The 14,048-nt window shown below is 71.2% G+C and carries 13 protein-coding genes; 1 reads left to right on the plus strand and 12 read right to left on the minus strand.

Going from position 1 to position 14,048, the window contains the following annotated elements; translation table 11 throughout:
• Nucleotides 1–2: 2 nt before the first annotated feature.
• The 12 genes from secD to pgsA form a co-directional block, all read right to left on the minus strand.
• Nucleotides 3–1,772 (minus strand): protein translocase subunit SecD, encoded by a 1,770-nt coding sequence (gene secD / locus ACFVYN_RS30870; RefSeq protein WP_390004424.1) that lies wholly within the window; start codon nucleotides 1,770–1,772, stop codon nucleotides 3–5.
• 131 nt (nucleotides 1,773–1,903) lie between these two features.
• On the minus strand, nucleotides 1,904–2,443 hold the full coding sequence (gene yajC, locus ACFVYN_RS30875) for a preprotein translocase subunit YajC (RefSeq protein WP_390004427.1): 540 nt from the start codon (nucleotides 2,441–2,443) through the stop codon (nucleotides 1,904–1,906).
• 174 nt (nucleotides 2,444–2,617) lie between these two features.
• The gene (gene ruvB, locus ACFVYN_RS30880) at nucleotides 2,618–3,688 is read right to left on the minus strand and encodes a Holliday junction branch migration DNA helicase RuvB (protein WP_390004430.1); all 1,071 of its coding nucleotides are present in this window, start codon (nucleotides 3,686–3,688) and stop codon (nucleotides 2,618–2,620) included.
• Nucleotides 3,689–3,713: 25 nt separating this feature from the next.
• On the minus strand, nucleotides 3,714–4,319 hold the full coding sequence (ruvA, locus tag ACFVYN_RS30885) for a Holliday junction branch migration protein RuvA (RefSeq protein WP_390004432.1): 606 nt from the start codon (nucleotides 4,317–4,319) through the stop codon (nucleotides 3,714–3,716).
• Entirely contained in the window at nucleotides 4,316–4,855 is a 540-nt protein-coding gene (gene ruvC / locus ACFVYN_RS30890) for a crossover junction endodeoxyribonuclease RuvC (RefSeq protein ID WP_390004436.1), read from the minus strand. The genes ruvA and ruvC overlap by 4 nt, the downstream gene beginning before the upstream one ends.
• A gap of 109 nt (nucleotides 4,856–4,964) precedes the next feature.
• Nucleotides 4,965–5,717 (minus strand): YebC/PmpR family DNA-binding transcriptional regulator, encoded by a 753-nt coding sequence (locus tag ACFVYN_RS30895; protein ID WP_390004440.1) that lies wholly within the window; start codon nucleotides 5,715–5,717, stop codon nucleotides 4,965–4,967.
• A 49-nt stretch (nucleotides 5,718–5,766) separates the two neighbouring features.
• Nucleotides 5,767–6,372, minus strand: a complete 606-nt coding sequence (gene pdxT, locus ACFVYN_RS30900) for a pyridoxal 5'-phosphate synthase glutaminase subunit PdxT (protein WP_390004443.1) — start codon at nucleotides 6,370–6,372, stop codon at nucleotides 5,767–5,769.
• A gap of 6 nt (nucleotides 6,373–6,378) precedes the next feature.
• Nucleotides 6,379–7,284: a pyridoxal 5'-phosphate synthase lyase subunit PdxS gene (gene pdxS / locus ACFVYN_RS30905; RefSeq protein ID WP_057614185.1), complete on the minus strand. Its 906-nt coding sequence runs from the start codon at nucleotides 7,282–7,284 to the stop codon at nucleotides 6,379–6,381.
• A 739-nt stretch (nucleotides 7,285–8,023) separates the two neighbouring features.
• Nucleotides 8,024–8,566: a hypothetical protein gene (locus ACFVYN_RS30910; RefSeq protein ID WP_352390000.1), complete on the minus strand. Its 543-nt coding sequence runs from the start codon at nucleotides 8,564–8,566 to the stop codon at nucleotides 8,024–8,026.
• Between the two features lie 180 nt (nucleotides 8,567–8,746).
• Nucleotides 8,747–9,916 (minus strand): glycosyltransferase family 4 protein, encoded by a 1,170-nt coding sequence (locus ACFVYN_RS30915; RefSeq protein ID WP_390004447.1) that lies wholly within the window; start codon nucleotides 9,914–9,916, stop codon nucleotides 8,747–8,749.
• The gene (locus ACFVYN_RS30920) at nucleotides 9,913–10,830 is read right to left on the minus strand and encodes a phosphatidylinositol mannoside acyltransferase (RefSeq protein ID WP_390004449.1); all 918 of its coding nucleotides are present in this window, start codon (nucleotides 10,828–10,830) and stop codon (nucleotides 9,913–9,915) included. The genes ACFVYN_RS30915 and ACFVYN_RS30920 overlap by 4 nt, the downstream gene beginning before the upstream one ends.
• Nucleotides 10,827–11,588, minus strand: a complete 762-nt coding sequence (gene pgsA / locus ACFVYN_RS30925) for a phosphatidylinositol phosphate synthase (RefSeq protein WP_390004484.1) — start codon at nucleotides 11,586–11,588, stop codon at nucleotides 10,827–10,829. The genes ACFVYN_RS30920 and pgsA overlap by 4 nt, the downstream gene beginning before the upstream one ends.
• Nucleotides 11,589–11,802: 214 nt before the next feature.
• Between pgsA and ACFVYN_RS30930 the strand changes: the two genes are divergently transcribed.
• Complete coding sequence (locus tag ACFVYN_RS30930) at nucleotides 11,803–14,001, plus strand: elongation factor G-like protein EF-G2 (RefSeq protein ID WP_390004486.1); 2,199 nt, start codon at nucleotides 11,803–11,805, stop codon at nucleotides 13,999–14,001.
• Nucleotides 14,002–14,048: the final 47 nt, after the last annotated feature.

Consider the following 14,048-nt stretch of genomic DNA (forward strand, 5'->3'; position numbering starts at 1 on the left):
GCTCACGCCTCCTTCGTGTGGGCGGGGGCGGGGCGGCGGGTGCGGCGCAGAGGTGGCTTGGCGCCCAGGCTCTTCGGGTCGAGGCCGGACCACTTGCTGCCGCTCGCGAAGAACTTCCGGCGGGCCAGCAGCGTCATCAGCGGCTTGGTGAAGAAGAAGACCACGACGACGTCGAGCACGGTGGTCAGGCCGAGCGTGAACGCGAAGCCCTGGACCTTGCCGACCGTCACGATGAACAGCACCGCGGCGGCGAGGAACGACACGAAGTCGGAGACCAGGATGGTGCGCCGGGCACGCGGCCAGGCCCGCTCGACGGCGGGGCGCAGCGAGCGGCCCTCGCGGATCTCGTCCCTTATGCGTTCGAAGTACACGATGAACGAGTCCGCGGTGATACCGATGGCGACGATGGCACCGCACACGGCCGGCAGGTTCAGCGCGAAGCCGATGGCCGGGCCGAGCAGCGCCATGAGCACATAGGTGAGGATGCCGGAGACCAGCAGCGAGGCCATCGCGACGAGCGACAGGCCCCGGTAGTAGGCCACCAGGTAGAACACGACCAGCAGGAGGCCGATGGCACCGGCGAGGAGACCGGCGTGCAGCTGGTCACCGCCGAGCGCGGCGGTCACCGTGGTCACGCTCTCCTCCTGGAAGGAGAGCGGGAGAGCGCCGTACGACAGCATGTTGGCGAGGTTCTGGGCCTCGTCCTGCGTGAAGCTGCCGGAGATCTGGGCGCTGCCGCCGGAGATGGAGTTCTGCACGAACGGGCTGGAGACGACCTCGCCGTCCAGGACGATGCCGAACTCGTTCTGCGGCGAGGTGTTCTTCGCGAGCTGGCCCGTGATGTCCGCGAACTTCTTGGCGCCCTTGCTGTTGAAGGTCATGGTGACCTGCCAGCCGGCGGCGGTCTGGGTGTCGAAGACCGCCTGGGCCTTCTTTACCTCGGTGCCGTCGACGGCGGCCGGGCCGAGCAGGTACTTGTACCAGACGCCGTTGCTCTGACCGCAGCCCAGAGTGGGCTCGCCCGGCTTGGCGCCGTCGCCCGCGGTGGTGCGCTGCGCCTTCTTGGAGCAGTCCAGGGCGGTGTACTGGGCCTGGAGCTTGGCCTGGGCGGCGGAGGTGCCGGTGCCGCCGCTCGCGGAGGCCGACGGGGACGGGGACGGGGAGCCCGACGCGCTCGCGGACGCCGACGGCGTGGAGTCGGCCTTCAGCGCGTCGGTGACCGCGCGGCCCTGCGAGGTGGCGGAGGCCGACGGGGAGGACGACGAGGTCGCCTTCTCGCCGGTGGAGCCGGACTTGCTCGCGGAGGGGCTCGGCGAGGCGGTCGAGGAGCCGCTGGCGGACGGGCTCGGCGAGGTGGCCGCGGCGCTGCCGGTGGCGTCCTGGGCCAGGACCGGACGGAAGTACAGCTTGGCGGTGGTGCCGACCTGGTCGCGGGCCTCCTTGGAGTTGGTGCCCTTGGGGATGTTCACGATGATGTTGCGATCACCCTGGGTCTGCACCTCCGCCTCGGAGACGCCCAGGCCGTTGACACGGCGGTTCATGATGTCGACCGCGGTGTCCATGTTGGCCTTGTTGATCGCGGACCCCTGCTCGGCCTTGGCCCCCAGCGTGATGCTGGTGCCTCCGGCAAGGTCGATGCCGAGACGCGGGGTGGTGTGTCCGGAGAGGAACATTCCACCGGTGAGCGCCACGATGGCGATCAGGATCAGGGCCAGCGTGCGCCCTGGCTTGCTCTGGGCACTCGCGCTCCGGCCCCTTTTGGGTGCTGCCACCTTCTCGTACTCCCTCTCGGGCCGCTCTCGCGCCGGGTCGGCGAGCGGGCGGCCATGACTGGTGTCGGGATCCCGTGCGAGCCGCGCAGGTCCGGGGCGCGCGGACCTGGTCCGCGCGCCCCGGAGTGCGACTACTTCGCTCCGGAGTCGCCGTCGGTCTTCTTCGGCTCGTCGTCCGGCTTCGCCTCGACGGCCTCGGCCTCGGTCTCGACGTCGGCCTTGGCGGGCGCGTCGTCGGCGGGCTCCTCGGCCGTGTCCTTCTTACCGAGGTCGACGGACTTCTCGTCGGAGGCGGCGGCAGCTTCGTCGGCGGGCTCGTCGGTCTCGGTGTCGGTGAGGGAGGAGGCGTCGTCGGGGACGACGTCGGAGTCGGACTTCAGGTCGTGCTCGATGCCGTGGACGATGCGGTTGTACTCGTCGTCGGTCAGGACGGCACCGATGGCGTTCTTCGCGAAGAGAAGTTCGACGCCGGGAGCGGCGTCGAGGAGGACCGTGTCCTCGTTGACCTCCTTGACCGTGGCGTACATGCCCCCGATGGTGCGGACGCCGCTGCCGGGCTGCATGTCGTTCCGCATGCTGGCGGCCTGCTGCTGCTTCTTCTTGGCCGAGCGGGTCATCAGGAACATGGCCCCGATGAGCACGATGAACGGGAGGAGGGTCACGAGACTCACGGGTCGGTACTTCCTTCACGCGACCGCGAGGTGAGCGGCCTGATGGTTGGGGGTATGTCTGCCGCCGACAAGGGCGGCATCGGCGGAGTCTAAGCGAGTCCGCGCGCAGTGAACAACGCTCAGCATGGCACCAGGGTTCCTGACCCGGCCAATGCCCGCGCCGTCACGATCGCGTCACGTCCCGAACAGGTCCTGTTGTCCGTTTCCCGTGGCTGCCGGGCGGGGCGGGGTGAGGCCGAGGTGGGCCCACGCGGCGGGGGTGGCGACCCGTCCGCGCGGGGTGCGGGCGAGCAGACCCTCCCGGACGAGGAAGGGCTCGGCCACTTCTTCGACGGTCTCGCGCTCCTCGCCCACCGCGACGGCGAGCGTGGACAGGCCGACCGGGCCGCCGCCGAAGAGCTTGAGCAGGGCCTCCAGGACTCCGCGGTCGAGGCGGTCCAGGCCGCGGGCGTCGACCTCGTAGACCTTGAGCGCCGCCGCGGCGATGTCCCGCGTGATGACTCCGTCGGCCTTGACCTGGGCGTAGTCGCGGACCCGGCGCAGCAGACGGTTGGCGATACGGGGCGTGCCGCGGGAGCGGCCCGCGATCTCGGCGGCGCCGTCGGAGCCGATCTCGACGTCGAGCAGGTTGGCCGAGCGGTGGATGACGCGCTCCAGCTCGGCGGGTTCGTAGAACTCCATGTGCGCGGTGAAGCCGAAGCGGTCGCGCAGCGGGGGCGGCAGCAGACCCGCGCGGGTGGTGGCGCCGACCAGGGTGAAGGGGGGCAGCTCCAGCGGGATGGCGGTGGCGCCGGGGCCCTTGCCGACGATGACGTCGACGCGGAAGTCCTCCATCGCCATGTAGAGCATCTCCTCGGCGGGCCGCGACATGCGGTGGATCTCGTCGAGGAAGAGGACCTCGCCCTCCTGGAGGGAGGAGAGGATCGCCGCGAGGTCGCCGGCGTGCTGGATGGCGGGGCCGCTGGTGATCCGGATCGGAGCGTTCATCTCGGCCGCGATGATCATCGAGAGGGTGGTCTTGCCGAGGCCGGGGGCGCCGGAGAGCAGCACATGGTCGGCGGTGGCTCCGCGCGCGCGTGCGGCCCGCAGGACCAGGTCGAGCTGTTCGCGGACCTTCTCCTGGCCGATGAACTCGTCCAGGTCCTTGGGGCGCAGGGCGGCCTCGACGGCCTGGTCCTCACGGTCGGCGGACGCACCGACGAGCCGCTCGTCGGCGGTCTCGCCGGTGGTGTCGTCCCAGTTCATGTGATGTGCCTCAATGTCGGGTGGGTCAGCGGGCGCGGTTCAGGGTCTGCAGGGCCGCCTTCAGCAGCCGGCCGACCTGGGGAGTGCCCTCGGCGGCCTCTGCCTGCGGGGTGACGGCGGTGACGGCCTCGTCGGCCTCGCGGGTGGCGTAGCCGAGGCCGATCAGGGCGGCGTGCAGCTGGTCGCGCCAGCCCTGGCTGACCGGGGCGCCGACCGCGGGGGCGCCGATCGGCTCGCCGAGCCGGTCCTTGAGCTCAAGGAGCAGCTTCTGGGCGCCCTTCTTGCCGATGCCGGGTACGGCGATGAGCGCCTTCTCGTCACCCGTGGCCACCGCTCGGCGCAGCGCGTCCGGCGCGTGCACGGCCAGCATGGCCTGGGCCAGCCGCGGGCCGACTCCGCTGGCGGTCTGGAGCAGCTCGAAGACCTGGCGCTCGTCGTCGTCGACGAAGCCGTACAGGGTGAGGGAGTCCTCGCGCACGACCAGGGAGGTGGCGAGCTTGGCCGGCTGACCCAGACGCAGGGTCGACAGCGTGTTCGGCGTGCAGTGCACCGCCATGCCGACACCGCCGACCTCGACCACCGCGGTGTCGGGAGCGAGTGCGGCGACCGTGCCGCTCACAAAGGCGATCATGCCGTACGGCCTTTCCGTGCTGTGGCTGCGTGCAGGGCGACCGCCTGCTGGAGTCGGTTCTGGGCGGGCGCGCGCCAGATGTGGCAGATGGCGAGCGCGAGGGCGTCGGCGGCGTCGGCCGGCTTGGGCGGCGCGTCGAGCCGCAGCAGGCGCGTGACCATGGCGCCGACCTGGGCCTTGTCGGCGCGGCCGCTGCCGGTGACGGCGGCCTTGACCTCGCTCGGGGTGTGCAGGGCGACGGGGATGCCACGGCGGGCGGCGCACAGCATGGCGACGGCGCTGGCCTGGGCGGTGCCCATCACCGTACGGACGTTGTGCTGGCTGAACACCCGCTCCACGGCGAGACATTCGGGCCGGTACTCGTCCAGCCACTGCTCGATGCCCTGCTCGACGGCGACGAGCCGCTGCCCCAACTCGGCGTCCGCGGGCGTGCGTACGACCCCGACGCCGATCATCGTGAGCGGCCGGCCCGCGACCCCCTCGACCACGCCGACGCCGCATCGCGTGAGACCGGGGTCCACCCCGAGTACGCGCACGCGCCCCCCTCTCCTCGATTCGCCTGTTTGTGCAGGCTATCGGGTGCCACTGACAAAGCGACGGGCCGACGGGTGTGTCCCGTCGGCCCGTTGGAAGCTGAGCGTCGGCTCAGGCGTCTACCTTTTCCATGACCTCGTCGCTGACGTCGAAGTTGGCGAAGACGTTCTGGACGTCGTCGCTGTCCTCGAGGGCGTCGATCAGCTTGAAGATCTTCCTGGCGCCGTCCTCGTCCAGCTCGACCTGCATGGTCGGGACGAAGTTGGCGTCGGCCGAGTCGTAGTCGATCCCGGCGTCCTGGAGAGCGGTGCGGACGGCGACCAGGTCGGTGGCCTCGCTGAGGATCTCGAAGGACTCGCCCAGGTCGTTGACCTCCTCGGCGCCCGCGTCCAGGACCGCGCCGAGCACGTCGTCCTCGGTGAGGTCGCCCTTGGGCACGATGACGACGCCCTTGCGGTTGAAGAGGTACGACACCGAACCGGGGTCGGCCATGTTGCCGCCGTTGCGGGTCATGGCGACACGTACGTCGGAGGCGGCGCGGTTGCGGTTGTCGGTCAGGCACTCGATGAGCACCGCGACGCCGTTGGGGCCGTAGCCCTCGTACATGATCGTCTCGTAGTCGGCGCCGCCGGCCTCGAGACCGCCGCCACGCTTGATCGCGGAGTCGATGTTCTTGTTCGGAACAGACGACTTCTTCGCCTTCTGCACGGCGTCGTACAGCGTCGGATTGCCGTCCAGGTCCACGCCGCCCATCCGCGCCGCGACCTCGATGTTCTTGATCAGCTTCGCGAAGAGCTTGCCGCGCTTGGCGTCGATCACGGCCTTCTTGTGCTTCGTCGTGGCCCATTTAGAGTGGCCGGACATCTGCCTGTCTCCTTCGCGTAACCCATCTCTGCAACCAACGCCTGAGATCCTACAAGGACTCCCGCGTCCGGTACGCGCGCACCATGTCGACAAAGAGAGAGTGCACGCGGTGGTCGCCGGTCAGTTCCGGGTGGAACGACGTGGCGAGCGCGTTGCCCTGACGGACCGCGACGATGTGGCCGCCGTGCTCGGCCAGCACCTCTGCCTCGGCACCGACGGACTCCACCCAGGGGGCGCGGATGAAGACGCCCTCCACCGGGGCGCCCGGAACGCCCTTCACGTCGACCGCGGCCTCGAAGGACTCGTTCTGACGTCCGAAGGCGTTGCGGCGCACGATCATGTCGATGCCGCCGATCGTCTCCTGGCCCGAGCGCGGGTCGAGGATCTTGTCGGCCAGCATGATGAGCCCCGCGCAGGTGCCGTAGACGGGCATTCCTGCGCGCACGCGCGCGCGTAGTGGCTCCATCACGCCGAACAGGACGGCCAGCTTGGAGATGGTGGTGGACTCCCCGCCGGGGATGACGAGGCCGTCCACCTCGGCGAGTTCGTCGGGGCGCCGCACCGGCCTGGCCACGGCGTCGGCCGCGGCCAGGGCCACGAGGTGCTCCCGGACGTCGCCCTGAAGGGCCAGGACGCCTATGACAGGAGTGCTCATGAGTGGTTACCAGCCGCGGTTGGCGTAGCGCTCGGTCTCGGGGAGGGTGTCGCAGTTGATGCCGACCATGGCCTCGCCGAGGTTGCGGGACGCGTCCGCGATGATCTTCGGGTCGTCGTAGAAGGTGGTGGCCTTCACGATGGCGGCGGCGCGCTTGGCGGGGTCGCCGGACTTGAAGATGCCGGAGCCGACGAAGACGCCCTCGGCGCCGAGCTGGCGCATCAGCGCGGCGTCGGCGGGGGTGGCCACGCCACCGGCGGAGAACAGCACCACGGGGAGCTTGCCGAGCTCGGCGACCTCCTTGACCAGCTCGTACGGGGCGCGCAGCTCCTTGGCGGCGGCGTACAGCTCGTGGTTGTCGTAGCCGCGGAGCCGTGCGATCTCGTTCTTGATCTGGCGCAGGTGACGGACGGCCTCGACGACGTTGCCGGTGCCGGCCTCGCCCTTGGAGCGGATCATGGCCGCGCCCTCGGCGATGCGGCGCAGGGCCTCGCCCAGGTTGGTGGCACCGCAGACGAAGGGGGTCGTGAAGGACCACTTGTCGGAGTGGTTGACCTCGTCGGCCGGGGTGAGGACCTCGGACTCGTCGATGTAGTCGACGCCGAGGGACTGCAGGACCTGGGCCTCGACGAAGTGGCCGATGCGGGACTTGGCCATGACCGGGATCGAGACAGCCTCGATGATGCCCTCGATCATGTCCGGGTCGGACATGCGCGCCACGCCGCCGTCCTTGCGGATGTCGGCCGGGACCCGCTCCAGGGCCATGACGGCGACGGCGCCCGCGTCCTCGGCGATCTTCGCCTGCTCCGGCGTGACGACGTCCATGATCACGCCGCCCTTGAGCTGCTCCGCCATACCGCGCTTCACGCGCGCGGTGCCGGTCTCGGGAGCCTGGTTCTCGATGCTGGACACGGGTTGACCTCGCTGAAGTGAAAGGGACTACTGCAGCACCGAGGAAACGCCACCGGAGCAGGCCACAGCAAGGGCCAATGGGGAGGCGGTGGATCGTTTTTGCTGCTGTGGGGTGCGGGGGCGCTGGTCCGCGGGGCTGCGGGCGGCAGCGTCAGGGCACATCGCAATCGATGGCTGGATCTGATTGCCCTCCGGGCCACGGACGACGCGACGGCTGACGTCGGCAGTGTCCTACGCGGCCGATCCACCGAGGTGTGGCGGGCGACTCGTGCCGGTCCGCGAAGCCGTGGCGCTTTCCAGCCGGGGCCGATTCTCGCTGGCCTCCAGACCCCGGAAGACCCGGCGGCCGACGTCGGGCAGGTCCTACCCAGCCCGGTCCACCAGGGCCCTGGGCGACTCGTGCCCGTGCGCCAAGCCGTCGCGCCGCAGTGCGCCGGGGCTTCCCAGCCGGGCCGGTTCTCGTTGCCCTCCGGGCCACGCACGACACTGCGGCTGACACCCGCCACAGTCCTGTCCGACCCGATCCACCACGGCCGACGCGCCGACGCGGCGCATCCGGATGCCGGATCACGTTGCCCTCCGGGCCACGCACGACGCTGCGGCTGACGCCGGTCCTGGTCCCAGACGATCCGGTCGCGCCAAGCCGTTGACCCGCAGCGCGCCGGCGCTCCCGGGCCGGGCCCGGTTGCCCTGCCCTCCAGGCCCCGGAAGACGCGGCAGCTGACGCCGGTCACGGGTCCTACCCGGCCCGGTCCACGAGGGCCGCAGGTGGCTCGTCGTCCATCTCGAAGGCCATGGGGAAGGGGGCATGGCCGGCCAGGCGGAACCAGCGGACCTTGCGGTGCTGGCGCAGGCGGCGGGCGGCGCCTACGGCGTCGTTGTGGAAGCGGCGGGCCATGGGGACCCGGCGTACGGCCTCGGTGAGTTCGTGGGCGGCCGCCTCTCCCCCGGGCGCCTCGCGCACCGCCTCCACCTGCGCCGGCTCCGCGAACACGGCCCTCAGCGCCTGGCTCAGCTCGCTCTCGGCGACCTCCCGCTGCTCCTCCTCCGCCTGCCGGGCGGCGTGCGCGGCCTCGTACAGGACGATCGACGCGGCCGGGTCGAGGACGCCCGAGGTGGCCAGCTCCTGGGTCACGGAGGCGCGGCGGAGCAGCTGCGCGTCCAGGCCCGCGCGCGTGGCGTCGATCCTGGCGTGCAGCCGGTCGAGACGGCCCGCGGTCCAGCTCAGATAAAGGCCGATCGCGACCAGCGCGACGAGAATCCAGATGAGGGTGGGAGTCACGGGCAGCAAGGCTATCGGGGCGGTTCGGTGCGGGATGGGTCAGGCGCCGACGTGGACGTGCGTGCCGGACGCGGGGGCGCGTCCGGGAGGCTCAGCGGCACGTGGTCGCGCGTCGGGCCTTGCCGGGCCCGTGATCCTGTCACCGACTCCGGCAGGCCCTCCCCCAAGGCCGCCACGGCGTCAGTCGCGCGCGAGCCTCAGCCGTGCCCGCAGCCCCCACCCCCGGTCGTCGTCCGCCGCCGCCACCGCCGCCGCGCCCGCCGTCACCGTCTCGTAGACCGACAGGATGTCCGCCCCGACGGTCGACCAGTCGAACCGGCGGACGTGCGCGCTGCCGCGCTCGCGCAGTTCGGACAGCCTCGCCGGGTCACCGAGCAGCCGTACCGCCGCCTCGGCGAGCGCGTCCGCGTCCTCGTTGGCGAAGAGCTCGCCCGCCGCGCCCTGGTCCAGGACCTGGGCGAAAGCGTCCAAATCCGACGCCAACACAGGAGCCCCGGCCGACATGGCCTCGACCAGGATGATCCCGAAGCTCTCGCCGCCGGTGTTGGGGGCGACGTACAGGTCGACGCTGCGCAGGAAGCGCGCCTTGTCCTCGTCACTGACCATGCCGAGGAACTCCACGCGCGCGCGTAGCTCCTCGGGAAGCGACTCCACCGCCTCCTCCTCGTCGCCGCGTCCGGCGACCAGCAGCCGGGTCCCCGGGCGCTCCGCGAGGATCTTCGGCAGGGCCTTCATCAGCACCGGCAGGCCCTTGCGGGGTTCGTCGATGCGGCCCATGAACCCGATCGTGCCGCCCTGCCACTGCGGGTTCGGCTCGGCCCTGGCGAAGAAGTCCACGTCCACGCCGTTCGGGATCACCACCGCGTCGCCGCCGAGGTGTTCGACGAGCGTGCGGCGGGCGTACTCGCTGACGGCGATCCGGGCGCTGATCTTCTCCAGGGCGGCCTGGAGGATCGAGTACGCGGCGACCATGACCCGGGAGCGCGGGTTGGAGGTGTGGAAGGTCGCGACGATCGGTCCCGAGGCGATCCAGCAGGTCAGCAGGCCGAGCGACGGCGAGGACGGCTCATGGATGTGCACCACGTCGAACTCGCCGTCGTGCAGCCAGCGGCGCACCCGTGCCGCCGACAGGAAACCGAAACTCAGACGGGCCACCGAGCCGTTGTACGGCACCGGGACCGCGCGGCCGGCCGAGACGACGTACGGCGGCAGCGGGGTGTCGTCGTCGGCCGGGGCGAGGACGGACACCTCGTGGCCGAGGCGGATGAAGTACTCGGCGAGATCGCGGATGTGGAACTGGACGCCACCCGGTACGTCCCAGGAGTACGGGCAGACGATGCCGATTCTCACGGGCGGGCCCCGTCCGACGGTCGGGGCTCGAGGTCCTTCAGCCACAAGCGCTGCAGCATGTGCCAGTCCTCCGGATGGTCGGCGATGCCGGTGGCGAAGGCATCGGCCAGCGCCTGTGCCATGACAGACGTCTTTTCGGCCCGCGTACCTGTCTCGGGCACCTCGACCGGGGGATGCACCCTGCCCTGCATGACGGGCGAGTCGTCGTACCAGAGGGTCACCGGCAGCAGCAGTGCGCCCGTCTGCTGGGCCAGCAGGGCCGGGCCCGCGGGGATACGGGTCGCCTCGCCGAAGAACCGGACCTCGACCCCGGACGACGACAGGTCGCGCTCGGCGACCAGGCAGACCAGGCCGCCGTCGCGCAGCCGCCTGGCCAGCGTGCCGAAGGCGGTGCCGCCGCTGTGCGGGAGCACCTCCATCCCGAGGCCCTCGCGGTAGGCGACGAAACGGTCGTAGAGCGTCTCCGGCTTGAGCCGTTCGGCCACCGTCGTGAACGGCGTCCCCAGCTTGGTGGTGACCCAGGCGCCGGCGAGGTCCCAGTTGGCCATGTGCGGCAGCGCGAGGACGACGCCCTTGCCGGCGGCGAGGCCGTCGGTGAGGTGGTGCAGGCCCTTGGGGTCGAAACCGCCCCTGATGCGGTCCTTGCTCCAGGCGGGCAGCCGGAAGGACTCCATCCAGTAGCGCAGGTACGACCGCATGCCCGCGCGCGAGAGCTCGGCGAGGCGCTCCGGGCTCGCGTCGGGCAGCACGCGCGCGTAGTTGCTCTCCAGCCGGAGCACGCCCTTGCCGCGCCGCCTCCAGGCCAGGTCGGCGATGCTCCGGCCGAGACGCACGGCGACCGGCTCGGGGAGCTTCTTCACCACGCCCCAGCCGAGGCCGTACAGCGAGTCCGTGAGCCGGTCATGGGCGCTCACTTCGCGGCCTCGCTCCCCTGCTCCCGGGACTCCCCGGCAGCCGGACCGGTGCCGGAGGGCTCCTCCGCGGCCTGCTCGGCCTCCGCGGACTCCCGGCGGACCGTGACGACCCGCTGGATCAGCGTGACCAGGCTGCCGACGGCGACGACCCACAGGGCGATCGGCAGCAGGTACTGGATGCCGGGCACGCCGAACTTGTGCAGGCCCGCGAGGCCCGCCAGGGTCAGGGCGATCACCAGGCGCTCGGCGCGCTCGACGAGGCCGTTGACGGCGACCGGCAGCCCGATCGACTCGCCCCGGGCCTTCGTGTACGACACCACCTGGCCGCTGGCCAGGCAGAAGATGGAGACCGCGCACAGGGTGATGTCGTCGCCGCCCCCCGCGTACCAGAGCGCGAAGCCGCCGAAGATCGCGCCGTCGGCGACCCGGTCGAGGGTGGAGTCGAGGAAGGCGCCCCAGCGGCTCGAGCGGCCGAGCTGGCGGGCCATGTTGCCGTCGACGAGGTCGGAGAACACGAACAGCGTGATCACGACCGTCCCCCAGAAGAACTCGCCCATGGGATAGAAGACCAGTGCGCCCGCGACCACTCCGGCGGTGCCGAGGAGCGTGACCGTGTCGGGGCTGACGCCCCTTCTGATCAGGAACGAGGCGAACGGCGTGAGAACACGCGTGAAGAAAGCACGCGCGTACTTGTTCAGCATGGCCTTCCCGAGGGTCGGTGTCGCCGCGCGGCCCCTGCTGGCCACCGGCTGGCCCATCGTAGCCACGCGCGCGCGTGGGTGACGGCCGGGCACCCGTAGCCGTGTCACGGGCTCGCGGCATCCGGGTCACCGGGCGATCGCGTCCGTCGTATGGACGCACCGTGACGGGAGTGGAAAGCTCGAAGGACCGCGGGCGTCACCGGAGCCGCACCGCACGCGGGTCCGCATGTCCGCGCCCACAGAGACCTCACCGTGCACGGGAGGCAAGGCCATGGGCGACAAGGCGAATGCACACCCCGGAGCCGCCGGCAGGGCAACAGCGGCCGACCACCCCGCGTCCGTACGGAATGTGGTGCTGGTCGGCCACTCCGGATCGGGCAAGACGACATTGGTGGAAGCTCTCGCGCTCACCGCGGGAGCAGTGAACCGGGCGGGCCGCGTGGAGGACGGCGGCACCGTCTCGGACTACGACGAGATCGAGCACCGGCAGCAACGCTCGGTACAGCTCTCCCTGGTGCCCGTCGAATGGGACGGGTACAAGATCAATCTTCTGGACACCCCCGGATACGCCGACTTCGTCGGGGAACTCAGGGCCGGTCTGCGAGCGGCGGACGCGGCCCTTTTCGTCGTCTCGGCCTCGGACGGGGTGGACGGCTCCACGCGCATGGTGTGGGAGGAGTGCGCGGCCGTCGGGATGCCCCGCGCGATCGTCATCACGCATCTGGAGGCCGCGCGGGCGGACTTCGAGGAGATGACGCGGATCTGCGCGCAGGCCTTCGGCGGCGACGACCCCGACGCCGTACTCCCGCTCTACCTCCCGCTGCGCGGCCCGCAGGCGCCCGACGGGCACGCGCCCGTGACCGGGCTGACCGGACTGCTGTCGCAGAAGCTGTTCGACTACTCGTCCGGGGAGCGCAAGGAGTCCGAGCCGGGCGAGGACCTGCTGCCGGGGATCGAGGAGGCCCGCAACCGGCTGATCGAGGGGATCATCTCGGAGAGCGAGGACGAGACCCTCATGGACCGCTATCTGGGCGGTGAGGAGATCGACTTCAAGACGCTCGTGCAGGACCTGGAGCGGGCCGTCGCGCGCGGGGTGTTCCATCCGGTCCTGGCCGCCGCCCCCGCCGCCGAGGGCGCCAGGCAGGGGCTCGGCACGGTCGAGCTGCTGGAGCTGGTCACGGGCGGCTTCCCCACACCGTTCGAACACCCCACGCCGGGCGTGAGGACCATCGACGGCAAGCCGCGTGAGATCAAGGCGTGCGACACCCAGGGGCCGCTGGTCGCGGAGGTCGTGAAGACGGCGTCCGACCCGTATGTCGGCCGGATCTCGCTGGTGCGGGTCTTCTCCGGGACCCTGCGTCCCGACGAGACGGTCCATGTCTCCGGGCACGGGCTCGCCGACCGCGGGCACGAGGACCATGACGTCGACGAACGCATCGGCGCGCTGTCCGCCCCCTTCGGCAAGCAGCAGCGCTCGCTGACGCACTGCATCGCGGGCGACCTCGCGTGCGTGGCCAAACTCAGCCGCGCGGAGACCGGCGACACCCTCTCCGCCAAGGACGACCCGCTGCTCATGGAGCCGTGGGAGATGCCGGACCCGCTGCTGCCGCTCGCCATCCAGGCGCACAGCAAGGCCGACGAGGACAAGCTCTCGCAGGGCCTTTCCCGGCTGGTCGCCGAGGATCCGACCATGCGGCTCGAACAGAACCAGGACACCCACCAGGTCGTCCTGTGGTGCCTGGGCGAGGCGCACGCCGACGTGGCACTGGAGCGGCTGCGCAGCCGGTACGGCGTGCAGGTGGACGTCGTACCGCACCGGGTGTCCCTGCGGGAGACCTTCGCCGAGAAGTCCACCGGGCGCGGCCGCCATGTGAAGCAGTCCGGCGGGCACGGGCAGTTCGCCATCTGCGAGATCGAGGTGGAGCCGCTGCCCGGCGGTTCGGGCATCGAGTTCGTGGACAAGGTCGTCGGCGGCGCGGTGCCACGGCAGTTCATCCCGTCCGTGGAGAAGGGCGTACGGGCGCAGGCGGCCAGGGGGGTCGCCACCGGCCATCAGCTCATCGACGTCCGGGTGACGCTGCTGGACGGCAAGGCGCACTCCGTGGACTCCTCGGACGCCGCGTTCCAGACGGCCGGGGCGCTGGCCCTCAGGGAGGCGGCGGCCGACGTGAGGATCCATCTGCTGGAGCCGGTCGCCGAGGTGTCCGTGCTGGTCGGCGACGACTACGTGGGCGCCGTGATGAGCGACCTGTCCGGGCGGCGCGGCCGGGTGCTGGGCACCGAGCAGACCAACGGCGGGCGCACGCTCATCAAGGCCGAGGTGCCCGAGATCGAGATCGGCCGGTACGCGGTCGACCTCCGGTCCCTGTCACACGGCACCGCGCGTTTCAGCCGCTCCTACGCGCGGCACGAACCCATGCCGCCGCAGATCGCCGAGCGGATCCGTGAAGAGGCGCGAGCGGCGTCGTAGTTGGGCCCGGACACCGCACAAGTGGCGTTCGGTGCCCCTCGGGTGAC

This window comes from Streptomyces sp. NPDC058307 (assembly GCF_042880295.1).
Classification (GTDB): Bacteria; Actinomycetota; Actinomycetes; order Streptomycetales; family Streptomycetaceae; genus Streptomyces.